The organism is Erwinia sp. CGal63, assembly GCF_037026505.1.
In the GTDB taxonomy this organism is placed as follows: Bacteria; Pseudomonadota; Gammaproteobacteria; order Enterobacterales; family Enterobacteriaceae; genus Erwinia.
Map to the genome: position 1 here is coordinate 1 of NZ_JAKUMN010000002.1, position 23841 is coordinate 23841.

23 protein-coding genes and 2 rRNA genes are annotated in these 23841 nt (G+C 56.3%); 8 read left to right on the plus strand and 17 right to left on the minus strand.

Features of this window, described 5'->3' with window-relative positions; translation table 11 throughout:
- Together MKZ79_RS08745 and rrf are read left to right on the plus strand one after the other, a co-directional pair.
- Positions 1-190, plus strand: a 23S ribosomal RNA gene (locus MKZ79_RS08745); the annotation flags it as partial.
- Between the two features lie 107 nt (positions 191-297).
- A 5S ribosomal RNA gene (gene rrf, locus MKZ79_RS08750) occupies positions 298-413 on the plus strand.
- A 190-nt stretch (positions 414-603) separates the two neighbouring features.
- On the opposite strand, the gene MKZ79_RS08755 is transcribed toward rrf, so the two are convergent.
- The 17 genes from MKZ79_RS08755 to acuI all read right to left on the minus strand — a co-directional run bounded on the left by MKZ79_RS08755 (position 604) and on the right by acuI (position 16652).
- On the minus strand, positions 604-1365 hold the full coding sequence (locus tag MKZ79_RS08755) for an amino acid ABC transporter ATP-binding protein (RefSeq protein ID WP_336141389.1): 762 nt from the start codon (positions 1363-1365) through the stop codon (positions 604-606).
- Between the two features lie 8 nt (positions 1366-1373).
- Positions 1374-2474, minus strand: a complete 1101-nt coding sequence (locus tag MKZ79_RS08760; protein WP_336141390.1) for an amino acid ABC transporter permease — start codon at positions 2472-2474, stop codon at positions 1374-1376.
- A 15-nt stretch (positions 2475-2489) separates the two neighbouring features.
- Positions 2490-3668 carry an amino acid ABC transporter permease gene (locus tag MKZ79_RS08765; protein WP_336141391.1) on the minus strand — a complete coding sequence of 393 codons (1179 nt, stop codon included), beginning with the start codon at positions 3666-3668 and terminating at the stop codon, positions 2490-2492.
- A gap of 63 nt (positions 3669-3731) precedes the next feature.
- Positions 3732-4751 (minus strand): amino acid ABC transporter substrate-binding protein, encoded by a 1020-nt coding sequence (locus MKZ79_RS08770; RefSeq protein WP_336141392.1) that lies wholly within the window; start codon positions 4749-4751, stop codon positions 3732-3734.
- Between the two features lie 388 nt (positions 4752-5139).
- Complete coding sequence (gene lpxP, locus MKZ79_RS08775; protein ID WP_336141393.1) at positions 5140-6060, minus strand: kdo(2)-lipid IV(A) palmitoleoyltransferase; 921 nt, start codon at positions 6058-6060, stop codon at positions 5140-5142.
- A gap of 200 nt (positions 6061-6260) precedes the next feature.
- Positions 6261-6557, minus strand: coding sequence for a DNA-binding transcriptional regulator Fis (gene fis / locus MKZ79_RS08780; RefSeq protein ID WP_000462905.1), 297 nt, complete (start codon positions 6555-6557; stop codon positions 6261-6263).
- A gap of 24 nt (positions 6558-6581) precedes the next feature.
- Positions 6582-7547 carry a tRNA dihydrouridine synthase DusB gene (gene dusB / locus MKZ79_RS08785; protein WP_442897141.1) on the minus strand — a complete coding sequence of 322 codons (966 nt, stop codon included), beginning with the start codon at positions 7545-7547 and terminating at the stop codon, positions 6582-6584.
- Between the two features lie 295 nt (positions 7548-7842).
- Positions 7843-8574: a carbonic anhydrase gene (locus MKZ79_RS08790; protein WP_336141394.1), complete on the minus strand. Its 732-nt coding sequence runs from the start codon at positions 8572-8574 to the stop codon at positions 7843-7845.
- Positions 8575-8685: 111 nt separating this feature from the next.
- Complete coding sequence (gene prmA, locus MKZ79_RS08795) at positions 8686-9567, minus strand: 50S ribosomal protein L11 methyltransferase (RefSeq protein WP_336141395.1); 882 nt, start codon at positions 9565-9567, stop codon at positions 8686-8688.
- A gap of 15 nt (positions 9568-9582) precedes the next feature.
- Complete coding sequence (panF, locus tag MKZ79_RS08800; protein ID WP_336141396.1) at positions 9583-11025, minus strand: sodium/pantothenate symporter; 1443 nt, start codon at positions 11023-11025, stop codon at positions 9583-9585.
- Positions 11022-11258, minus strand: coding sequence for a YhdT family protein (locus MKZ79_RS08805; protein ID WP_336141397.1), 237 nt, complete (start codon positions 11256-11258; stop codon positions 11022-11024). Before MKZ79_RS08805 ends, panF begins: the two co-directional genes overlap by 4 nt.
- A gap of 71 nt (positions 11259-11329) precedes the next feature.
- On the minus strand, positions 11330-12679 hold the full coding sequence (accC, locus tag MKZ79_RS08810) for an acetyl-CoA carboxylase biotin carboxylase subunit (RefSeq protein WP_336141398.1): 1350 nt from the start codon (positions 12677-12679) through the stop codon (positions 11330-11332).
- An 11-nt stretch (positions 12680-12690) separates the two neighbouring features.
- Positions 12691-13170, minus strand: coding sequence for an acetyl-CoA carboxylase biotin carboxyl carrier protein (accB, locus tag MKZ79_RS08815; protein WP_336141399.1), 480 nt, complete (start codon positions 13168-13170; stop codon positions 12691-12693).
- Between the two features lie 21 nt (positions 13171-13191).
- Positions 13192-13644 carry a type II 3-dehydroquinate dehydratase gene (gene aroQ / locus MKZ79_RS08820; protein ID WP_336141400.1) on the minus strand — a complete coding sequence of 151 codons (453 nt, stop codon included), beginning with the start codon at positions 13642-13644 and terminating at the stop codon, positions 13192-13194.
- 194 nt (positions 13645-13838) lie between these two features.
- A complete protein-coding gene (gene msrQ / locus MKZ79_RS08825) occupies positions 13839-14438 on the minus strand; it encodes a protein-methionine-sulfoxide reductase heme-binding subunit MsrQ (RefSeq protein WP_336141401.1) in 600 nt (199 codons plus the stop codon).
- Positions 14438-15445 (minus strand): protein-methionine-sulfoxide reductase catalytic subunit MsrP, encoded by a 1008-nt coding sequence (msrP, locus tag MKZ79_RS08830; RefSeq protein ID WP_336141402.1) that lies wholly within the window; start codon positions 15443-15445, stop codon positions 14438-14440. Before msrP ends, msrQ begins: the two co-directional genes overlap by 1 nt.
- Before the next feature lie 229 nt (positions 15446-15674).
- A complete protein-coding gene (gene acuI, locus MKZ79_RS08835) occupies positions 15675-16652 on the minus strand; it encodes an acrylyl-CoA reductase (NADPH) (RefSeq protein WP_336141403.1) in 978 nt (325 codons plus the stop codon).
- Between the two features lie 166 nt (positions 16653-16818).
- Here acuI and csrD point away from each other — a divergent pair, with 166 nt between their 5' ends.
- From csrD to rng, 6 genes are all read left to right on the plus strand, one after another.
- On the plus strand, positions 16819-18768 hold the full coding sequence (gene csrD, locus MKZ79_RS08840; protein WP_336141404.1) for an RNase E specificity factor CsrD: 1950 nt from the start codon (positions 16819-16821) through the stop codon (positions 18766-18768).
- 313 nt (positions 18769-19081) lie between these two features.
- Positions 19082-20125 carry a rod shape-determining protein MreB gene (gene mreB, locus MKZ79_RS08845; RefSeq protein WP_003855260.1) on the plus strand — a complete coding sequence of 348 codons (1044 nt, stop codon included), beginning with the start codon at positions 19082-19084 and terminating at the stop codon, positions 20123-20125.
- Positions 20126-20188: 63 nt separating this feature from the next.
- Positions 20189-21208, plus strand: a complete 1020-nt coding sequence (gene mreC / locus MKZ79_RS08850; protein ID WP_336141406.1) for a rod shape-determining protein MreC — start codon at positions 20189-20191, stop codon at positions 21206-21208.
- Positions 21205-21693, plus strand: coding sequence for a rod shape-determining protein MreD (gene mreD, locus MKZ79_RS08855; RefSeq protein WP_336141407.1), 489 nt, complete (start codon positions 21205-21207; stop codon positions 21691-21693). The genes mreC and mreD overlap by 4 nt, the downstream gene beginning before the upstream one ends.
- Positions 21694-21701: 8 nt before the next feature.
- On the plus strand, positions 21702-22295 hold the full coding sequence (locus MKZ79_RS08860) for a Maf family protein (RefSeq protein ID WP_336141408.1): 594 nt from the start codon (positions 21702-21704) through the stop codon (positions 22293-22295).
- On the plus strand, positions 22285-23754 hold the full coding sequence (rng, locus tag MKZ79_RS08865) for a ribonuclease G (protein WP_336141409.1): 1470 nt from the start codon (positions 22285-22287) through the stop codon (positions 23752-23754). The genes MKZ79_RS08860 and rng overlap by 11 nt, the downstream gene beginning before the upstream one ends.
- Positions 23755-23841 lie beyond the last annotated feature (87 nt).

Consider the following 23841-nt stretch of genomic DNA (forward strand, 5'->3'; position numbering starts at 1 on the left):
CCCGGTAGCTAAGTGCGGAAAAGATAAGCGCTGAAAGCATCTAAGCGCGAAACTTGCCTCGAGATGAGTTCTCCCTGGGTCTTTAAGACCCCTGAAGGGACGTTGAAGACGACGACGTTGATAGGCCGGGTGTGTAAGCGCAGCGATGCGTTGAGCTAACCGGTACTAATGACCCGTGAGGCTTAACCTTACAACGCCAGAAGCGTTCTGGCAGCGTTCGAGAGACGCAACAATATTCAGCTTGTGACGGATAAGCGTGACGGTTATGGCAGCATAACGGTCACGAAACAGAATTTGCCTGGCGGCCGTAGCGCGGTGGTCCCACCTGACCCCATGCCGAACTCAGAAGTGAAACGCCGTAGCGCCGATGGTAGTGTGGGGCCTCCCCATGCGAGAGTAGGGAACTGCCAGGCATCAAATCGCGATAACCCCGACCTTACGGTCGGGGTTTTTTGCGTTTGGGCTTTGGAAAAGCCAGCCTTAATCCCTGAAAAATCCTCAATCGGCCTGAAAAAGCGGCGATATTACCTGTTCCGCACAGGCAATTTTAACGATAACAAAAAGCCCAACGATAAAGCTGGGCCAGTTACCATCGAGACAGGGTTAATGAATAACCTGCGAAAGAAAAGCGCGCGTACGTTCTGATTTCGGCGCGGAGAAAAACTCCTGCGGCGGCGCCTGCTCCACGATTTCGCCCCGATCCATAAAGATCACCCGGTCGGCTACGGTACGGGCGAAGCCCATTTCGTGTGTAACACAAAGCATCGTCATACCATCTTCGGCCAGCCCTATCATGGTATCCAGCACTTCTTTAACCATTTCAGGATCCAACGCGGAGGTCGGTTCGTCAAACAACATAATCTTGGGTTTCATACACAATGAACGGGCGATGGCCACTCGCTGCTGCTGTCCACCGGAAAGCTGCCCCGGGAACTTATGCGCATGTTCGGCGATACGCACGCGCTCCAGATAATGCATCGCCAGCGCTTCCGCCTCTTTTTTCGGTGTTTTGCGCACCCAGATTGGCGCCAGCGTGCAATTTTGCAGGACGCTCAGATGTGGAAAAAGATTAAAGTGTTGGAACACCATGCCTACTTCCGTTCTGACGCGTTCAATATTACGCAAGTCGTCATTAAGATGAATACCATCAACGACGATACGTCCCTGCTGATGCTCTTCCAGATGGTTGATACAACGGATAGTAGTGGATTTGCCTGAACCGGAAGGGCCGCACAGCACTATACGTTCGCGGGGTTTAACCTGCAGGTTGATGTTCTTCAGCACATGAAACTGCCCATACCATTTATTGACGTTTTCCAGGGTAATCATCATCGCTTGATCCGATTGAATTAAAGGTTTGGTCATAGTAAGCCTCAGTGCGGCGTGCGCCCGGTGTGAAAACGCTTTTCCAGATACTGGCTGTAGCGCGACATGCTGAAACAGAAAATCCAGTAAACCAGAGCGGCAAAAACGTATCCTTCAGTCGACATGCCAAGCCAGGCGGGATCGACCGTAGCCTGCTGAACGCTGCTGAAGAGATCGAACAGCCCGATGATGATAACCAGGCTGGTATCCTTAAATAGCGCGATAATGGTGTTCACCAGTCCAGGGATCACCAGCTTTAAAGCCTGCGGCAGGATCACCAGACCCTGGGTTTTCCAGTAGCCCAGCGCCAGCGATTCTGCAGCCTCATACTGACCCTTAGGCAATGCCTGTAATCCGCCACGCACCACTTCCGCCACGTAGGCTGACTGAAACAGAATAACGCCGACCAGCGCACGAATAAGCTTGTCGATGCTGCTGCCTTCCGCCATAAACAGCGGCAGCATCACCGAAGACATAAACAGCACCGTAATCAGCGGAACGCCGCGCCAGAACTCGATAAAAATAATCGACAGCGTACGTACCACCGGCATGGTTGAGCGACGCCCAAGCGCTAACAGAATCCCCAGCGGCAGCGCGCCAGCGATCCCAACGGAAGCGATGATTAGCGTTAGCGTCAGGCCGCCCCATTGGCGGGTTTCCACGCGTTCGAGGCCAAAAAAACCGCCGTAAAGCAGGATCCAGACGATCGCCGGATAGACGATGGCCCAGGCGACGATATAGGTGCCGCGACGCGGCAGCGCTTTTAAAAACATCGGCAGGATAGTAAGCAGACCCACAATCAGCGCCAGGTTGATACGCCAGCGCAGTTCGTGCGGATAAAGGCCATACATAAACTGCCCGAAACGGGCATGGATAAATACCCAGCAGGCGCCTTCTTTAGTGCAGTCCGCCCGTGTTTCGCCAATCCAGTTGGCCTGAAAAATCAGCCAGTTTAGCGCTGGCGGAACAAGGCTCCAGATAGCCCACAGACAGAACAGCGTCAGCAGCGAATTCCCCCAGCTTGAGAACAAATTTTTTCTGGCCCATCTCACGGCGCGCGTAAAAGAACTTGCCGAAACAGGCTGCGTTTCATGCGTAGCTATAGTCATAATGATCCCGTTCTCTTAACGCTCAATCAGCCGTATTTTGCGGTTATAGATATTCATCAACAGCGAAATCAGCAGGCTGATAATCAGGTAGACGCCCATAGTGATTGCGATAGTCTCGATCGCCTGGCCGGTCTGGTTCAATACGGTGCCGGCAAACAGCGAAACCATATCCGGATAGCCGATTGCCGCCGCCAGCGAGGAGTTTTTAACAATATTCAGATACTGGCTGGTCAGCGGCGGAATAATTACCCGCATCGCCTGAGGAATAATGACCTGGCGCAGCGTGACCGGATTAGGCAGCCCAAGCGAGCGGGCCGCCTCACTCTGTCCATGCGGCACGGACTGAATCCCGGCGCGAATCACCTCAGCAATAAAAGAAGAGGTGTAAACAGAGAGCGCCAGCGTCAGCGCCGCCAGTTCAGGAATCAGCGCAAAACCGCCGCGAAAATTAAAGCCGCGCAGCGTCGGCACATCCCAGTGCATGGCGGCGCCAAAAGCCAGATGGGCGAGCAAAGGGAAAATAATTACCATTGCCAGCATTAATGGCCAGCTGCGCCTTAGCTGTCCTGTCTTCAGCTGGTAGCTGCGGTTGTAGCGAAAAAGAGCTACGCTGCCCGCAACGGCCAGCAGCAGAGCGATCACGAAAGGCCAGGTTCCCGGCGCGTACCCCGGCCAGGGAATATAGAGTCCCCGGTTACTGACAAAAGCCATATCGAAAGCGCTGAGCGCCTGACGCGGCCCCGGCAGATTGCGCAGCACGGCAAAGTACCAGAAGAAAATTTGCAGCAGCGGCGGAATATTGCGGAAGATTTCGATATAGGTTGCGGAAAGCTTGCGCAGCAGCCAGTTATCGGAAAGGCGCGCCAGGCCGATAAAGAACCCGAGCAGGGAAGCAAACAGGATACAGAGCGCGGAAACCAGCAGCGTATTAGTCAGCCCAACCAGGAAAACGCGGGCATAGGTATCGCCTTCACTATAGTCGATAAGATGCTGAACGATGCCGAAGCCCGCGCTGCGCTCTAAAAAGCCGAAGCCGGAAGTAATGCCGCGGCTGGCAAGGTTAATCAGCGTGTTATGGAGTAGATAGCCAGCTACGGCCACTACCAGCACTACGGCGATAATCTGGTAAAGCCAGGCGCGCACCGCAGGATTGCTAAAGGACATATCCCTTTTGACGGACGGGCGTTGAGACATGTGGAAACCTCAGTCACGGATTCTGACGAAGGCGCCGGACGGCGCCCTGTTGCAGCGGGGGAGTTAGCGTACCGGCGGAGCGTACTGAATGCCGCCTTTATTCCACAGCGCGTTCTGACCACGAGCGATTTTCAGCTGGCTGTCTTTGCCGACGTTGCGGTCAAACACTTCCTGATAGTTGCCGACCTGTTTGATAATGTTGAAAGCCCACTTGTTATCCAGCTTCAGATCTTTGCCGAAATCGCCTTCTGAGCCCAGCAGATGTGCCATATCTGGCGTAGAAGGTTTGGCGGCCATCTGATCGACATTCTTCGATGTGATGCCCATCTCTTCCGCGTTCAGCATGGCGAACAGCGACCATTTCACGATGGTGTACCAGTCATCGTCACCGCGACGCACTACCGGCCCTAAAGGTTCTTTGGAAATCACCTCTGGCAGCACGATAAAGTCATCCGGCTTGCCCAGCTTGATGCGCAGCGCGTAGAGCTGCGACTGATCGGAAGCCAGCGTGTCGCAGCGTCCGGTATCCAGCGCTTTCGCCGATTCATCGGAACGGTCAAAAGTCACCGGCGTATACTGCATCTTATTAGCTTTGAAGTAGTCAGCGACGTTCAGCTCGGTATCGGTGCCCGCCTGAATACAGACGGTGGCGCCATCCAGCTCTTTGGCGCTTTTCAGCCCGGCTTTCTGATGGGTTAAAAAGCCGATGCCGTCATAATAGTTAACCCCGGCAAAGATAAAGCCCATGCCGCCATCGCGCGAAGAGGTCCAGGTCGTATTGCGCGAAAGAATATCCACTTCGCCGGATTGCAGAGCGGTAAAACGCTCTTTAGCTGTCAGCGGCGTATATTTTACTTTCGAGGCGTCGCCGAACACGGCCGCAGCGGCCGCGCGGCAGACATCCACATCAATACCGCTGAATTTGCCGCTGGCGTCCGCGAACGAGAAGCCGGGCAGGCCGTCGCTGATCCCGCACTGCACAAACCCTTTCTTTTTGATCGCGTCGAGCGTGGTGCCGGCGTGAGCCGCCGCTGCAAACAGCGCTGCAGCGGCCACTAAAGTGGAAAGCATCATTTTTTTCATAAAGCATCCTGTGTGGCGTAAGCGTTTTGTTATGTTTTAGTGCACGCTGCGATGCACTTTTCCTGTCTGTGGCGAAAGCCATCCACGACACTGCAAAGGGAATGCCAGGTCTGCAGCATCCTGAATTTCATTGAAAGGTTTGCTAATAATTGGAAGCGTGTTGAAAGTTTGCCTAATATTGCGCACCAAACAGAGGCAAAAGCCGCGCGACTGGTCACAAATAGTGCAAAATGTTTCTGAAAAGATAAGAGGCGTGAGCAAGAGCGCAATTATTGTTGCGAAGGTGAAAGGGAATGGAAAGTAGCAGGCTGAACATCAGATAAAAAAAACCAGCCCGTGTTGGGCTGGCGAGATAGTGAAGTATGCCGGGCGTTGCCCGTTGCCTCTATCAGTACAGCGGCTGTGCGCCGTCCGGACGAGTTTTAAAGCGGCGGTGCAGCCACATATACTGATCGGGCGCGCGCATAATTTCGGTTTCAATCACCCGGTTCATATAGGCGGCGGCCTGCTGTTCATCCGCAATCGGATAATCTTTCAGCTCAGGCTGGATTACCAGTTCGTAACCGCTGCCATCGTCATTGCGGATCAGCACAACGGTAATCATGGCCGGTCTGGCCATACGCGCCAGCATCCAGGTACCGCTGGTTGTTGCAGCCTGCGACACGGCGAACAGCGGCGCAAACACGCTGCCTTTAGGGCCGTAATCCTGATCGGGCGCAAACCAGACGGCTTCACCCTGTTTCAGCGCCTGCACCATACCGCGTAAATCACGGCGGTTGATCATCGCTTTATTCGAACGCATACGGCCTTTCGTCTGCACCCATTCCATCAGCTTGTTGTTGTGCGGACGGTACATGGCCATCATCGGCTGACACAGACCCATTGCTCTGCCGCCCAGCTCCAGCGACATAAAGTGCACGCCGATAATCAGCGCGCCGCGTCCCTCTTTTTGCGCCGCCTGCAGGTTATGCAGACCGTTAACGGTGAACCAGCGCTTTACCCGGCGATCGGACCAGAACCAGGCCATGCCTGTCTCCAGCAATCCCATGCCCAGAGATTCGAAATTGCGCACGACGCGCTGCTCGATCTGCTCTTGCGGCATATCGGGAAAGCAAAGTTCAAGGTTGCGACGGGTAATACGGATGCGGCGCTTAAGAAAGCGCATTGAGGTACGGCCCATCCAGGTTCCCAGCTTTTGCAAAAGCGGGAAAGGAAGCTGAACCAGTAAAAACAGCAGCGCCAGCCCGGCCCAGGTTATCCAGTAGCGAGGATGCAGCAGACTGCGGGTAAAACGTGGGGATGCCTTCATATCTCTCTCTTTATGCGTGCATGGAAGATGTAGCGCATAAAGAAGTTAATCCGTAGCGATACAGGAACTAGGACAGCGCAATCGGCAGGAAGTTGAGCTAAATGACTGTTATTTACACAATCAAGACAAATCTGCCTGAACGGCAGCCATTAAAAAAGGCGCTAACAACAGATAGCGCCTCCATCACAATGAACCGAAACTTAGTTCATGCCGTATTTTTTCAGTTTCTTGCGCAGTGTACCGCGGTTGATGCCCATCATCAGGGCTGCGCGGGTCTGGTTGCCACGGGTGTATTGCATCACCATGTCCAACAGAGGCTGTTCCACTTCAGCCAGTACCAGCTCATACAGGTCATTGACATCCTGACCATTCAGTTGAGCAAAATAGTTCTTCAGTGCCTGTTTGACCGAGTCACGCAGAGGCTTTTGGGTTACCTGATCCTGGGAGTTAACGGTTGAAACGGTCAGTACGTCAGAATTTACGCGTTGTTCGAACATAGTTCTGTCAGCTCTTTATTTCTATTATGCAAGTTTTTCGAAGTATGCCTCCAACGCCTCCAGCTGTTCGCTGGCATCCTCAATGGCGTTGAATGTGCGCCGAAACTGGTCGTTTGGGGCATGCTCCTGGAGATACCAGGAGACGTGCTTCCGGGCAATACGGTATCCTTTGCGATGACCATAAAAGTCGTGCAGCTCCCGTAGGTGTCCGATAAGCAAGCGCTTTACTTCAGCCAGTGGCATCGGCGCCAGCAGCTCCCCAGTGTCCAGATAATGCTGGATTTCCCGGAAGATCCACGGTCTTCCCTGAGCCGCGCGTCCTATCATCAGGGCATCAGCCCCCGTATAGTCAAGCACGGCTCTGGCTTTATGCGGGTCAGTAATGTCTCCGTTCGCGATAACAGGAATAGAGACATTCTGCTTAACTGTCCGAATGCTGTCATATTCAGCTTCGCCGTTGAACAAACACGCGCGTGTGCGTCCGTGGATGGTCAGGGCCTGAATGCCACAACGTTCAGCCAATTGGGCAATTTCAACACAATTACGGTTGTCCGCGTCCCAGCCGGTACGAATCTTCAATGTCACAGGCACATCCACCGCGTTAACCACCGCCGTGAGGATCGACCTCACCAGCTCAGGATGCTGCAGCAGAGCAGAGCCCGCCATTTTCCGGTTCACCTTTTTGGCCGGACAGCCCATGTTGATGTCGATCACCTGCGCGCCCGATAACGCATTGAAGCGCGCGGCCTCGGCCATCTCTTCAGGGTCACAACCCGCAATCTGCACGGTACGAATACCGGGCTCATCACTGTGCACCATACGCAGTCGGGATTTATCGCTTGCCCAGACTTCCGGGTTCGACGACAGCATCTCCGAAACGGTCATACCAGCGCCCATTGCGTAACAAAGCGTCCGGAAAGGCCTGTCGGTGATTCCGGCCATTGGTGCTGCAATCAGGCGATTGCGAAGCTGGTGGTTTCCTATGCGCATGAAAAAAAAGTGACCATAGTGTGTTCGCAAGGCGGCGTATATTACGCATTTTTTTCAGAAGATGAAAGGCCAAACTTTGAACAATCCACCCGAAAAATCCGCTTCACCAGCCGGAGCGGGTGGACAAAAAGATAAATATCCTTATTTAACAAAGCATTGAACATTAAAGGCGGAATTATGAACAAATATTTTTCTTTTTTTGTGAGGCAGTTAACACAATAAATTGCGGCACTTAAGGCAAAAAGCGTGAAAAGTACCGCCATCGAGTTTTCACTTCCGGTTAATTATTGAACTGTTATTCAACAATTATGCGACCATTAAGCGGTTGTAATGGGCGATTATTGGCATGCTTTAGCGCGTGTTCAAACTTCGCCAGTTGCGCGGCAGAAAGCGTAACAGGTTGCTTGAGAATTAACCAGCGTACGCCTTCGGTGCAGGGCGGCGTGGTCAACGAGCCGCTAAAGCGATAGTAGTGTTTTACCGTGGGAAAAAGCGCCGCGAGATCCATGCGCTGTTTCATGACTTCGACACGATCTACTTCTGACGGCAACGCAGCAAGCAGCGGTTTCAGCGCGCTGTTTTCCGCGCCGACTTCGAACATGACCGCCAGTACGGCCAGCTCGCCCTTTTTATTGGCATGAACAAAATGCGCTTCCAGTGGGAAAGCTTTACCAAACAGGTGATTTTCGCTGGGGGCGTGAAAATGGAACTGTTTCAGCACGAAAACATCGTTATCAAGCCGAAAATCGTCGCTGTCTTTAACCGTTACCTGAACGGTATGGCCGTTGTTGACGATGGTTTGGGTATCCGTATGGAAGTTCATGCCGAGCGGCGGCAGCTTGCCGTCAATCACCTGATTGATATCGATCGGCGACTGATACTGGCCTTTCTTACAGATCTGAAACTCATCGCCCAGCTCGCCCCAGTGTTCAGGCGAGCCCTGACCTTCATAGGCCCAGTGAATAGCGGGCTTAGCCCAAACGGGCAGGGCAGTAAGACAGGCAAGCAGCAGAGCAAATCTTTTCATCCTCAGTATCCTTTGAAGAGGCCGGCCAACGCCGGCACGATTAATAAGCCTGCTAATAATAGGCCTATTAAGGTGAAACGCCAGCAGAATCCGTTGCTGGCGAGAGCCGATTTAGCGACGTACGCCGGTAATGCGGCACCATTCTTCTTTTTCCGCCACGGGATCGAGCGCGAACTTATCGGCATAAGCTTCGCAGACGCTTTCCGCCTGGCTGGCCAGCACGCCGGACAGTCCCAAATGGCCGCCGGAAACGGGCAGCACGCTGATAAGCGGCGCCAGCTCGCGCAGCGGGCCGGCCAGAATGTTGGCGACCACCACATCCGCGCTGAGGTTCTCAGGCTGCTCGTGCGGCAGATAGAGCGAGAGGCGCTCGGAAACGCCGTTGCGCTCGGCATTATCGCGGCTGGCCTGAATCGCCTGCGGATCGATATCGATGCCGATAGCCTTTGCTGCGCCCAGCTTCAGCGCGGCGATAGCCAGAATGCCGGAGCCGCAGCCGAAATCGATCACGGTTTTACCTGCCAGATCCAGCCCGTCGAGCCAGCTCAGACACATCGCGGTGGTAGGATGGGTACCGGTGCCGAAAGCCAGGCCGGGATCGAGCATCACGTTAACCGCCTCCGGATCCGGCACGTCGCGCCAGCTTGGGCAGATCCACAGACGCTGACCGAAACGCATCGGATGGAAGTTTTCCATCCACTCACGCTCCCAGTCTTTGTCTTCGATCTGCTCGATCTTATGGTGGAAGCCGGCGCCGAGCAGCGGATGCTGTTCCAGACCGGCAATCACCTCCTGCATGTCGGTTTCAGCGTCGAACAGGCCGATAACGTCGGTATCGCCCCACAGACGCGTTTCGCCAGGCAGCGGTTCGAACACCGGATTGTCATGCGTATCCTGAAACGTGACCGAGACAGCCCCGTTCTCGATCAGCGCGTCGCCCAGCTCTTCAGCCTGAGCGCCGGTAGTGTTGATTTTCATTTGTATCCAGGGCATTGCGATTCTCTTTAGTCAGACGGATAAAGGCGATGGCCGGTCAGCGCGGCCAAAACGGTTGCCGATTGCAAAGGCAATCAGGCTGAGCAGCAGCGCGGGCACGATCGGATGAAATCCCCCCGGCTGCAGCGAAAAGCTGGCCAGCAGGGTATAGCAGCCTGCGCCGCTTATCATGCTGCTGAGCGCGCCGGCGGCATTGGCTTTCTCCCAGTATAACCCCAGCACCAGCGGCCACAGGAATACCGCTTCAAGGCCGCCGAAAGCGAGCAGGTTAAGCCAAATCAGCATATCGGGCGGATTCCAGGCCGCCAGCAGCAGCAGCAGGCCCAGCACCAGCGTCACCGTGGCGGATAGCTTTTTCAGCAGCGGTTCATTGTTTACCTGCTGTGGACGCACTCGCAGAAAAAGATCTTTCACGATCGTGGCGGAGGATTGCAGCAGCTGCGCGTTGATGGTGGACATAATGGCGGCCATCGGCGCGGCCAGGAAGATCCCGGCGGCCAGCGGCGGCAGCACGTGGATCATCAGCGTCGGGATCACCTGGTCGGGGATCGTCAGGCCGGGCAGGATCGCCCGACCGAGCGCGCCAGCCAGATGCATACCGAACATCAGCACGGTCACAACGACAGTTCCCAGCAGAATGCCGCGATGCATCGCCTTGCTGTCCTTATAGGAGATACAGCGTACGGCGGTGTGCGGCAGGCCAATCACGCCAAAACAGACCAGCACCGAAAACGAGGCCAGAAAGGTTGGGCTAAGAATATTATCCACACCGCCGGGCAAAACCAGCTGCGGGTCGATCTGCTGCAGCTTCTGTACCGCGCTGTGCATACCGCCAGCGGCATGGATTACGGCGAACAGCAGGATAAAGGTACCCAGCAGCATCACAACGCCCTGCAACGCATCGTTCAGGACGCTGGCGCGGAAGCCGCCGAAAGCGGTATAGAGCGCGATAGCGCCGCCGAAAATCAGCAGGCCGGTGTCGTAGGGAATACCTGCCGCGGTTTCCAGCAGCCGCGCGCCGCCGATAAACTGTACGGTCATCGCGCCGATAAAGGCGACCAGCAGGCTCAGGCTGGCCAGCCAGACCAGCAGCGTGCTGCGATAGCGGGCGTAGAGCATATCGTTAAGGGTCAGCGCGTTGTAGCGTCGCGCCAGGATAGCGAACTTTTTCCCCAGCACGCCCAGCGACAGCCAGACGGCAGGTACCTGCACCATCGCCAACAGCACCCAGCCCAGGCCATATTTATAAGCCGCGCCCGGCCCGCCAATAAAGGAGCTGGCGCTGATATAGGTGGTGGTCAGCGTCATGGCCAGCACGAAACCGCCCATCGAACGGCTGCCGAGAAAATATTCGCTCAGGAAATTGCCTTCGCGACGCTTGCGCATGGCGTACAGGGAAAGGGCCGCCACCAGCAGCAGATAGGCAATCAGGGGTAAAATAATGCCGGCGTTCACTCGGGCTCCTCCAGTGAAATATCGCGAAACACCCGTTTGATCATCAGCCAGCAGAAGAAAATAAACAGCAGCGGCACCAGCAGGCAGGCCAGTTCAAACCAGCGGGGCAGACCGGTAAAGCCAGGCCGATCGCCGCCGAACCAGGCCGTGAACGACCAGGCGGCAAGATAGGCGACCGCCAGCCAGAACGACCAGCGGGCTTCGCGGTGCGCCTGCAAAAAGCGTTTTTCCATTTTTTTCCTCCCTTATTACAGGCAAAGAAAAAGGCCGGTCAGACCGGCCTTCCTTAATTACCTCAGACGGATCAGGTTTCCTGAAGGCCGAGTTTTTTCTCCAGATAGTGGATGTTGGTGCCACCCTGCTGGAAGTTTTCGTCGCTCATGATCCTCATCTGCAGCTCAACGTTGGTCTTGATGCCGTCGATGATCAGCTCCGCCAGCGCATTCTTCATGCGGGCGATAGCCACTTCGCGCGTTTCGCCGTAGGTGATCAGTTTGCCGATCATTGAATCGTAGTACGGCGGCACGGTATAGCCAGCGTAGATATGCGATTCCCAGCGAACGCCAAAGCCGCCCGGCGCGTGGAAGCGCGTGATTTTACCCGGGCTTGGCAGGAAGGTGTTTGGATCTTCCGCGTTGATACGGCACTCGACCGCATGGCCGCGCACCACCACGTCTTCCTGTTTAATCGACAGCGGCTGACCGGCAGCGATACGCAACTGCTCTTTAATCAGGTCGACGCCGGTGATCATCTCGGTAACCGGATGCTCAACCTGAATACGGGTGTTCATCTCGATAAAGTAGAACTCGCCGTTTTCAAACAGGAACTCGAAGGTGCCCGCGCCGCGATAGCCGATATCGATACAGGCTTTGGCGCAGCGATCGCCGATAAAACGGCGCTGCTCTTCGGTGATGCCTGGCGCTGGCGCCTCTTCCACCACTTTCTGGTGGCGACGCTGCATGGAGCAGTCGCGTTCCGCCAGATAGATGGCATTGCCCTGGCCGTCAGCCAGCACCTGGATTTCGATATGGCGTGGATTCTCGAGGAATTTTTCCATATAGACCATGTCGTTGTTGAAAGCCGCTTTGGCTTCCGCTTTCGTCATGTTGATGGACTGCTCAAGATCCTTGTCGTGACGCACAACGCGCATACCGCGACCGCCGCCGCCGCCGGACGCCTTCACGATAACCGGATAACCGATACGCTGAGCGATAGCGCGGTTTTTCTCCATATCGTCGCCCAGCGAACCGTCAGAACCCGGTACGGTTGGTACGCCGGTTTTCTTCATCGCGGTGATGGCGGAAACTTTGTCGCCCATCAGGCGAATCGTGTCGGCTTTTGGCCCGATAAAGATAAAGCCGGAGCGTTCGACCTGCTCGGCGAAGTCGGCGTTCTCAGAAAGAAAGCCGTAGCCAGGATGAATCGCCACCGCGCCGGTAATCTCCGCAGCGGAGATCAGGGCAGGGATATTCAGGTAGCTTTTAACGGAAGGCGCAGGCCCGATACAAACGGTCTCATCGGCCAGCAGCACGTGTTTCAGATCGCGATCCGCGCTTGAGTGCACGGCCACGGTCTTGATGCCCAGCTCTTTACAGGCACGCAGAATACGCAGCGCGATTTCGCCACGGTTAGCAATTACAATTTTTTCCAGCATGGTTCGCCTCGTTATTCGATGACTACCAGCGGCTCGTCAAATTCTACTGGCTGACCGCTTTCGACCAGGATCGCTTTTACCACGCCGGATTTATCGGCTTCGATCTGGTTCATCATTTTCATCGCTTCAACGATGCACAGGGTGTCGCCAGCGTTAACTTTCTGGCCGACTTCGACAAAGGCTTTCGCGTCCGGGCTTGGCGTACGGTAGAAAGTACCGACCATAGGGGAACGTACGATATGACCACTGATCTCGGCAGCCGCAGGCGCTTCCATCGCTGGTGTGGTGGCTGGCGCAACGGCGTTTGCCAGAGCTGGCTGCTGCGGCTGCTGCATCATCGGCGCGGCCCAGGCCTGCTGCATCATCGGGTAGCCGGAGTTGGCCGGGGAACGACTGATGCGAACGGATTCTTCACCTTCAGAAATTTCCAGTTCAGCAATGCCTGATTCTTCAACCAGTTCGATCAGTTTTTTAATCTTACGAATATCCATTAGTGTGGTTCCGTACTCTGTTTAATTAGATTGTGACAGGCGTTTAACCGCCGTCTGTAAAGCCCAGGAATAACCGTCGACGCCAAGTCCACAGATTACGCCGGCAGCAATATCAGAAAGATAAGAGTGATGGCGAAAAGGCTCGCGAGCATGCACGTTGGACAGATGCACTTCGATAAACGGAATGCTTACCGCCAGCAGGGCATCGCGAAGCGCCACGCTGGTATGCGTGAAAGCCGCCGGGTTGATGACGATATAATCGACATCGCCTTTCGCCTCATGAATGCGGTCAATTAACGCGTGCTCCGCATTGGACTGCAGATGACTCAGTTTCACGTTGAGCGCGTCGGCCTGCGCGGTCAGCCCGCTGACGATTTCAGCCAGAGTAGTGCTGCCGTACTTCTCCGGCTCACGAGTGCCAAGAAGATTCAGGTTGGGACCATTCAAAAGCAGTATGTGAAACTTGCCAGCCATCTTGCTGCTATCTCCTGCGATAATTGAGGCATCGCACAAAATACAACGCGAAACGCCATTTGTCACCTTTCCTGGTGAAATTTGGCCCGCGCGCAGGTTTAAAACCGGGCATTATAACGATTTCACCGCAATTAGCAGCTAAATACTGGTCGTATCAGCGAAGATTATCCACCAGACGCGGCCAGGCTCACGTTTTATCGCAGCCACTGGCGGAATTTTTTATAGCGCCACAACAGCAGAATCAGGGCAAGAAACGCGTAAATCCACGGCTGTGGCGAAAGCGTTTTTACCGACCACAGATAGTGGATGGGCGCCAGAATCAGCACGAGATAGATGGTGTTATGCAGCCTTTGCCAGTTTTTGCCCAGCTTTCGCTGCGCTTTCTGGAAGGAGGTCAGCGACAGCAGCAGCAAAATAAACCAGCTAATAATACCCAGCGTCAGATAAGGGCGTGAAACCAGCTCCGATCCCAGCAGACCAAGATTATCAATACCGAGTTCCAGCAGCGAATAGCTGACCAGATGCAGCGTGGCCCAGGCGAAACACCATAAACCGACCAGTCGCCGTACGCGGATCAGCAGCGGCTGTTTGCCATAGCGCGCCAGCGGCGTCACCAGCAGCGCGCCCAGCAGAAATTTCAGCGCCATCCTGCCGGTAAAATGCTGGATATCTTTCGCCGGATCGGCGCTGAGCCAGCCCTGGTTAATGGACAGAATCAGCCAGAGAAAAGGTAAAAAACCGGCCAGGTGCAGCAGCACTTTCAGCCCGGTAATCTGCTTGACGGTAAGGCGCACTAAAAGTTCTCCCGCAGATCTAAACCTTTATAGAGCGAAGCGACCTGGTCGGCATAGCCGTTGAACAGCAGAGTGGGCTGACGTTTGACGTCCAGAATGCCGCCGGAGCCGATAAATCTTTCCGTGGCCTGCGACCAGCGCGGATGATCGACATGCGGGTTAACGTTGCCGTAAAAACCGTATTCGTTGGCGGCCAGCAAATTCCACGTCGTGGGCGGCTGCTCCTTCACCAGCGTAATCTTCACAATGGACTTAATGCCTTTAAAGCCGTACTTCCAGGGAACGGTCAGGCGGATCGGCGCGCCGTTTTGCGGCGGCAGCGTTTTGCCGTAAACGCCGGTGGTCAACAGGGTCAGCGGATGCATCGCCTCATCCAGCCGTAATCCTTCCACATAGGGATAATCGATGCCGCCGCCGACAAAACGGTCGCGCTGGCCGGGCATCTCTTCCGGCGCATAAACGGTCTGGAAAGCGACATAGCGTGCGTTGCTGGTGGGTTCCGCCGCTTTCAGCAGCTTGCCCAACTCAAAGCCGATCCACGGCACCACCATCGACCAGGCCTCCACGCAGCGCATACGGTAGATGCGCTGTTCCAGCGGGAAACGTTTAAAGATATCGTCCATATTCAGCGTCATCGGCTTCGCCACTTCACCGCCGATCTCTATCTTCCAGTCGGTGGTTTTCAGCGAGCCCGCGTTAGCCGCCGGATCCGCCTTATCCAGGCCGAATTCGTAGAAATTGTTGTAACCCGTCACCTTGTCTTCCGGCGTCAGCGCCAGATCGGCCTGATACTGGGCGGGCTTGCTGAAATCAAGCGGTTTACCGGCTGGCGCTTTTGGCGTTTCTTTTCCTTTGCCCTGCAGCCAGGAGAGCACGTCGGCTCGGGCTCCAGGAACGGTAAAAGCAGCGGCGCTTATCCCCAGCGCTTTCATTACCTGACGGCGCTGAGCGTTGAAAACGCTTTCCGGGGTAACATCGTTTTCGGTGAGTTTATCAACGGACTTCATGACGGGATCTCCAGAGACGGTCACTTTTAGCATGACCAAAAAAAACGTTTTGGCGAATTCGGCAAAGAAAAAAGCGGCCTGCGCTACAAAATATCAGATCCGCTGCGGGGTTCAGACGGGAGGAAGTGTAATGAGTTATGTGGATGTTGAAGAAAGGTAAAGATAACGCAACGAAGGTTAACGCTGTTCCGCCTGGCGGCCCTGTTGCGCCAGGCGGAATCCAGCCGCGTTAGCGGACTTTCACCAGCGTTCTGCCGGTTATTTCATTGTTCAGCAGCTTTGCCGCGCTCTCCGCTGCTTCCGCCAGAGCGATTTCGGTTGTCGCCTGCTGGTAAAAGGATTCGGGCAGCGTTTTCACCAGCCTTTTCCAGGCTTCCAGACGACGATTAGCTGGCGTAGTCACGGAATCGACGCCCTGCAGACGCACGTTGCGCAGAATAAAAGGCATGACGGTGGTCGGCAGCGCGAAGCCTGCGGCCAGGCCACAGGCGGCTACCGTACCGCCATAGTTCATCTGTGCCAGCACGGCCGCCAGCACTTTATCGCCTGCGGTATCTACCGCGCCCGCCCAGCGCTGCTTTTCCAGCGGACGGGCGTCTGCGCTAAACGCCTCGCGCGGCAGGATCTCGCTGGCGCCCAGCTGGCGAAGATAGTCGTGTGTGGATTCGCGACCGCTTACTGCCGTAACCCGGTAGCCCAGCGAGCTGAGCAGGGAAACCGCCGTGCTGCCCACGCCGCCGCTGGCGCCCGTTACCAGTATATCGCCGCTTTCCGGTCTGACGCCGCCTTCTTCCAGCGCCATTACGCACAGCATGGCGGTAAAACCGGCCGTGCCGATAATCATCGCCCGGCGTCCATCCAGCCCTTCCGGCATCGGCACCAGCCAGTTGCCTTTAACCCTGGCTTGTTCCGCCAGGCCGCCCCAGTGATTTTCGCCTACGCCCCAGCCGGTCAGCAGCACCTGCTGCCCGACGTGAAAGCGCGGATCTTCGCTGTGGCGAACCTGTCCCGCGAAATCGATGCCCGGCACCATCGGAAACTCACGGATAATCTTGCCCTTGCCGGTAATCGCCAGCGCGTCTTTATAGTTAAGTCCTGACCAGCTAACGTCGACTGTGACCTCGCCAGGCGGCAGCGCGGCCGCATCAAGCTGCTTTATCATCGCCAGGGTTTTGCCTTCGGACTGCTCCAGAACCAATGCCTGCATGAGAATCTCCTGAAAATGGAACCTGAGGTTATAATAAAAGTCTGACCCCACTATACTCCCGACAGACGGCAATATTCTGCCCGCAACGCAGAAAAGCACCAGGAACGCCTCTGTAAACCATTCGTCGGCCACGGCGACTCTTTAACGACAGTCAAAGAGCACAAGGATGCGATTAACCACAAAACTCTCCGCCATGATTACCTTCGTCAGCGCGCTGGTCATGCTTGTCATGCTGGTGGGCGGCGTAATGAGCTTTTATTACCTCAGCGATTTACGTGCCGAGCACCGGCTGCAGACGATGGCGCAGGATATCGATCTGGCGCTGGCGCATGAATCTCCAGATCGGCTTGACCGCTGGCTGCCGCAGGTCATGGGGCCGCTACAGGTTATCCGCGTGACCTTCAACGAAAAGGGCCGGGCGGTTAAAACCCTTTCCCGCCATCAGGATGCGCTGCTGGAAGATGAGCCTAACCGCTATCGCGAAAGCGTGATCCCGCTGCAAAAGCATAATGACTACGTGCTGCATATTGTCTGGATCGATAGCGCAAAAACCTGGCTGACCTCTTTTGTCGGCGCCTCGATCTTCAGCCTGCTGGTGGTGACTATCGGCCTGCTGCTGCTGATCCTGTTTCTTTCGCATCGCTGGCTTTACCGACAGCTTGAAGGCATGGAGCGACTGGAGATCCGCGCCGGAAAAGTGCTGCGAGGCGAAAGAGAGACGGTTCGCCAGGGCTCGGTGCTGGAATGGCCGCCCAGGGCGAGCAGCGCGCTGGATCTGCTGCTGGCCGATCTGCAGGAGGCCAGCGAGCAGCGTAATCGCGTCGACACGCTTATTCGCGCCTTTGCCGCGCAGGACCCGATGACCGGCCTGCACAACCGGCTTTTTTTCGATAACCAGCTGGCCACGCTGCTGGAAGATAGTGAAACGGTAGGCGCGCACGGCATGGTAATGATGATCCGCCTGCCGGATCTCGACACATTGCGCGATAACTGGGGACACGCGCCGGTGCAGGACTACCTTTTTGGGCTGGTGAATCTGCTTTCCACCTTCGTTATGCGCTATCCCGGCGCGCTGCTCGCCCGCTATTTTCGCAGCGATTTCGCCGTGCTGCTGCCGCATAGCAGCCTGAAAGACGCCGACGGCATCGCCTCTCAGCTAATCAACGCCGTGGATGCGCTGCCGCCGACTCGTATGCTGGATCGGGAGGATATGATCCATATCGGCATCAGCGCCTGGCAGAGCGGGCAGACCACGCAGCAGGTGATGGAGAGCGTCGAACTGGCAACGCGTCACGCCGCGCTGCTGGGCGGCAACAGCTGGTCGGTCAGCGAAAAACCGGCGCCGGAGCTGAGCCGCGGCAGCGTCAAATGGCGTACGCTGCTGGAAAATACGCTCAGCCGCGGCGGCCCGCGCCTCTATCAAAAGCCCGCCGTCGACCGTGACGGACGAGTACACCATCGTGAAATCATGCCGCGGATCTACGACGGTAAAACCGAGCTGGCGGCGGCCGAATATCTGCCGTTGGTGCAGCAGCTGGGCATGGCCGAAGGTTATGACAGATTATTGACTAGCCGCATCCTGACTTTTATCCGCGCCTGGCCAGAGGAGACGCTGGCGATTCCGCTGACCATCGACGCGCTGCTGCAGCGGCCTTTCCAGATTTGGCTGTGCGATATGCTGCTGCAATACACTAAATCGCAAAGAAAACGTATTTTATTTGAACTTGCGGAAGCCGATGTGGGTCAACATCTCTGCCGCTTGCACGGCGCCTTTCATTTGCTGAGAGGATTTGGCTGTCGAATCGCTATTACCCAGGCTGGCCTGACGCTGGTCAGCACGGCCTATATCAAAACGGTGGCGCCGGAGCTGATCAAGCTGCATCCCGGCCTGGTGCGCAATATCGATCGCCGCAAGGAGAACCAACTTTTTGTGCAAAGCCTGCTCGAAAGCTGCAAGGGTACGGCGACGCTGGTTTTTGCTGCGGGAGTGAAAAACCGCAGCGAATGGCAAACCCTGGTTGAAACAGGGATAAATGGCGGTCAGGGCGATTTTTTTGCCTCGTCACAGCCGCTTGCAGGCGATATGAAAAAATATTCGCAAAGATATCGAGTTTAGTCTGCCGTTAAGCCGGATTTCACGTAGAATAGCCGCGCGGCTGTGGTGCCGGCTACGTTTGACGGGCGGTAAAGCAGTGCCTAAATATGTAAAATTTCATGTACGTTATGTCCGTAAAACGGTCTTGAAACAGGGGTGAAGCGCCTGAATGCAGGTAGGCTGTTCGCCGGGTTTCCGAGGCTGTGGCTCAGGCGAGAGATAGCGTGATTTTTCACCGAAGTAGAGCGTTTTTGCGCCTTGTCGCTGCTTCGTGTGGTTGGTAAAGTAAGCGGATTTTATTTTCCGCCCCCAGCTAGCAGGATTATCCTTCAGTATGTTTAAAAAATTCCGTGGCATGTTTTCCAACGACTTGTCCATCGACCTGGGTACCGCCAATACCCTGATTTATGTGAAAGGACAGGGCATCGTTCTGAATGAGCCTTCCGTCGTCGCCATTCGTCAGGATCGTGCCGGTTCCCCAAAGAGCGTTGCGGCTGTCGGTCATGACGCCAAGCAGATGCTGGGCCGTACCCCAGGCAATATCGCGGCTATCCGTCCGATGAAAGATGGCGTGATCGCCGACTTCTTCGTGACCGAAAAAATGCTGCAGCACTTTATCAAGCAGGTTCACAGCAACAGCTTTATGCGCCCAAGTCCGCGCGTGCTGGTGTGCGTGCCTGTCGGCGCGACTCAGGTTGAACGCCGCGCTATCCGCGAATCCGCACAGGGTGCTGGCGCGCGCGAAGTGTTCCTGATCGAAGAGCCGATGGCGGCCGCGATCGGCGCAGGCCTGCCGGTTTCCGAAGCGACCGGCTCAATGGTTGTCGATATCGGCGGCGGTACTACGGAAGTGGCGGTAATCTCTCTGAACGGCGTGGTTTACTCCTCTTCCGTGCGTATCGGCGGCGACCGTTTCGACGAGGCGATCATTAATTACGTACGTCGTAACTACGGCTCGCTGATTGGCGAAGCCACGGCGGAACGCATCAAGCATGAAATCGGCTCCGCCTATCCGGGCGACGAAGTGCGCGAAATCGAAGTGCGCGGCCGTAACCTGGCGGAAGGCGTACCGCGCGGCTTTACGCTGAACTCCAACGAAATCCTCGAAGCCCTGCAGGAGCCGCTGACCGGCATCGTCAGCGCGGTGATGGTGGCGCTGGAGCAGTGTCCGCCGGAGCTGGCTTCTGATATCTCCGAACGCGGCATGGTACTGACCGGCGGCGGCGCGCTGCTGCGCAACCTCGATCGCCTGCTGATGGAAGAAACCGGCATTCCGGTAGTGGTGGCCGAAGATCCGCTGACCTGCGTCGCGCGCGGCGGTGGTAAAGCGTTGGAAATGATCGACATGCACGGCGGCGATTTGTTCAGCGAAGAATAATTTGCCATGCAGGCGCGCGGGCCCGCGCGTCTTGTTAATGATGTCGAGGAATACGCCGAGTTTATGAAGCCGATCTTCAGCAGGGGTCCATCCCTGCAGTTACGCTTGTTTCTGGCAGTTGTGGTAGCGATAGGCGTCATTATCGCCGACAGCCGTATGGGCGCTTTCAGCCAGATACGTACCTACATGGATACGGCGGTCAGTCCATTCTATTTTCTGGCCAACGGGCCACGTCAAATTCTGGACAGCGTTTCTGAAACGCTGGCTTCCCGCCAGCAGCTCGAGCTGGAAAACAAAGCCCTGCACCGCGAGCTGATGCTGAAAAACAGCGAGCTGCTGATGCTTGGCCAGTTTAAACAGGAGAACGCGCGCCTGCGCGAGCTGCTGGGCTCGCCGCTGCGTCAGGACGAACACAAGATGGTCACCCAGGTGATCTCTACCGGCACCGATCCCTATACCGATCAGGTGGTGATCGACAAAGGCAGCGTAAACGGCGTTTATGAGGGCCAGCCGGTAATCAGCGACAAGGGCGTCGTTGGTCAGGTGGTGGCCGTGGGCAAAATCACCAGCCGCGTGATGCTGATTTGCGACTCCTCGCACGCGCTGCCTATTCAGGTGCTGCGCAACGATATTCGGGTAATTGCGGCGGGCAACGGCTGTACGGAAGATCTTCAGCTGGAGCATCTGCCGGGCAACACCGATATTCGTCCGGGCGACGTGCTGGTGACTTCCGGCCTCGGCGGCCGCTTCCCGGAAGGCTATCCGGTCGGCGTCGTCTCCTCCGTGAAGCTGGACACGCAGCGCGCCTATACCGTTATTCAGGCTCGTCCTACGGCTGGCCTGCAGCGCCTGCGCTATTTGCTGCTGCTGTGGGGCGCGGATCGCAACGGTACTATGCCGATGGCGCCGGACGAAGTTCATCGCGTCGCCAATGAGCGTCTGATGCAGATGATGCCGCAGGTGCTGCCTGCCGCCAGCGAGCTGATGGGGCCGCCGGCGCCGGATACGCTCACGGCGCCCGCCGCTGCTCAGCAGGCGCCGGCGACCAGCGGCCAGACGACCTCCGGCAGAGGTCGGCCTTGAGCAGCTATCGCAGCCACGGGCGCTGGGTGATCTGGTGCTCGTTTCTGGTGGCGCTGGTGCTGCAAATCATGCCCTGGCCTGAGCAGATCTATATGTTCAGGCCTTCCTGGCTGCTGCTCATTCTTATCTATTGGGTGCTGGCGCTGCCGCACCGCGTGAATGTCGGCACGGGCTTCGTGATGGGATCTATAATGGATCTGATTTCCGGCTCGACGCTGGGCGTTCGCGCGCTGGCCATCAGCATCATCGCTTATCTGGTGGCGTTCAAATTCCAGCTGTTCCGCAACCTCGCGCTCTGGCAGCAGGCGCTGATGGTGATGGTGCTGTCGCTGGCGATGGACGTCATTGTTTTCTGGGCGGAATTTTTAGTTATCAACGTCTCGTTTCGTCCGGAAATCTTCTGGAGCAGCGTGATAGACGGTATTCTGTGGCCCTGGCTGTTCCTGCTGATGAGAAAAATCCGCCGCCAGTTCGCCGTACAATAAGGAAGAGTATGCTATCCCTTTATCTGGCCTCCGGTTCTCCCCGTCGTCGTGAATTGCTGACGCAGCTGGGGCTGCGTTTCGAGCGTCTGAGCACGCAGGTTGAAGAAAAGAAACGGCCTGACGAGGCGGCGGAAGCCTACGTCAGACGGCTGGCGATAGAAAAAGCGCTGGCTGGCGTAGCGGTAGCCGAACAGGATCTTCCCGTACTGGGCGCCGACACCATTGTGGTGCTGAACAACGAAGTGCTGGAGAAGCCGCTGGACGAAGCTGGCGCTGCCGCGATGCTGGCGAAGCTTTCCGGGCAGACGCATCAGGTGATGACGGCCGTCGCGCTGGCCGATCGTCAGCAGCAGCTGGCCTGTCTGGTTACGACCGACGTCACGTTCCGACTGCTGAGTAAGGACGATATCGCGACCTATATCGCCAGCGGCGAACCGATGGATAAAGCGGGCGCCTACGGTATTCAGGGGCTGGGCGGCAATTTTGTCAGGAAAATCAACGGAAGCTACCACGCGGTGGTGGGACTGCCTCTGGTGGAAACGGCTGAGCTGCTGAGCCAGTTTCAGGCTCTGCGCGAGGTAAGGGAACAAGATGACGGCTGAACTTCTGGTAAATATCACCCCTTCGGAAACGCGGGTTGCCTATATCGACGGCGGCATCCTGCAGGAAATCCATATTGAGCGCGAAGCGCGCCGAGGTATTGTCGGCAACATCTATAAAGGACGCGTAAGCCGCGTACTGCCGGGAATGCAGGCGGCGTTTGTCGATATCGGGCTGGATAAAGCGGCTTTTCTGCACGCGTCCGATATTATGCCGCATACGGAATGCGTCGCCGGCGAAGAGCGTAAAAATTTCTCGGTGCGCGATATCTCCGAACTGGTTCGCCAGGGCCAGGATCTGATGGTGCAGGTGGTGAAAGATCCGTTGGGCACCAAAGGCGCTCGCCTGACCACCGATATCACGCTGCCTTCACGCTATCTGGTATTTATGCCCGGCGCTTCGCACGTAGGCGTATCGCAGCGTATCGAAAGCGAAGCGGAGCGCGACCGGCTGAAGTCGGTCGTGGCGGCCTACTGCGACGAGCTGGGCGGCTATATTATCCGCACCGCCGCGGAAGGCGTGGGCGAGCAGGAGTTAGCCTCCGACGCCGCCTTTTTAAAGCGGCTGTGGACTAAGGTTATCGAGCGTAAAAAGCGCAACAAAACGCGCTGTCGCCTCTATGGCGAAGTGGCGCTGTCGCAGCGTATTCTGCGCGATTTCGCCGGCGCGGCGCTGGATCGCATCCGCATCGATTCGCGCCAGACCTGGGAGCAGCTGGTGGAGTTTACCAGCGAATATATTCCGGAGATGACGGCGAAGCTGGAGCTTTACACCGGCAAACAGCCAATCTTCGATCTGTTTGACGTAGAGAACGAAATCCAGCGCTCGCTGGATCGCAAGGTGGAACTGAAGTCCGGCGGCTATCTGATCATCGATCAGACCGAAGCGATGACCACGATTGATATCAATACCGGCGCTTTTGTCGGCCATCGCAATCTTGACGAAACCATCTTTAACACCAATATCGAAGCGACCCAGGCCATCGCCCGCCAGCTGCGCCTGCGCAATCTGGGCGGCATTATCATTATCGACTTTATCGATATGAATAACGAAGATCACCGCCGACGCGTGCTGCATTCGCTGGAGCAGGCGCTCAGTAAAGATCGGGTAAAAACCGGCATCAACGGCTTTTCGCAGCTGGGCCTGGTGGAGATGACCCGCAAGCGCACGCGCGAAAGCATCGAACACGTGCTGTGTCAGGACTGCCCGGTCTGCAAAGGACGCGGCACGCTGAAAACGGTGGAAACCGTCTGCTATGAAATCATGCGCGAAATTGTTCGCGTACATCACGCCTACGATTCGGACCGTTTTTTGGTTTACGTTTCGCCTGCGGTCGGCGAAGCCCTGAAAACCGACGAGTCGCACGCGCTGGCGGAAGTGGAAATATTCGTCGGCAAGCAGGTGAAAGTCCAGATTGAACCGCTCTATACTCAGGAGCAGTTCGACGTGGTGATGATGTAGCGTCTTCGGCTGTCCCACACGGCAACAAGCCAGCGCGCCCCGCGGGGGAAAACTATATACATTGCCCGCGATGGCGGGCGACAAGGA